The 281-nt window shown below is 47.0% G+C and carries 1 rRNA gene; it reads left to right on the forward strand.

The annotated features are described in order from the left end of the window. Positions 1-281: ribosomal RNA gene (locus HMPREF3241_RS11285) — 23S ribosomal RNA — on the forward strand; the annotation flags it as partial.

Genomic DNA, 281 nt, shown 5'->3' on the forward strand with positions numbered 1-281 from the left:
TGAATCAAAGAAGGTAATAATCCTGTAGTCGAAAACATATTCTCTCTTGAGTGGATCCTGAGTACGACGGAGCACGTGAAATTCCGTCGGAATCTGGGAGGACCATCTCCTAAGGCTAAATACTCTCTAGTGACCGATAGTGAACCAGTACCGTGAGGGAAAGGTGAAAAGTACCCCGGAAGGGGAGTGAAAGAGAACTTGAAACCGTGTGCTTACAAGTAGTCAGAGCCCGTTAATGGGTGATGGCGTGCCTTTTGTAGAATGAACCGGCGAGTTACGAT

It is taken from the genome of Staphylococcus sp. HMSC34G04, assembly GCF_001838765.1.
In the GTDB taxonomy this organism is placed as follows: Bacteria; Bacillota; Bacilli; order Staphylococcales; family Staphylococcaceae; genus Staphylococcus; species Staphylococcus epidermidis.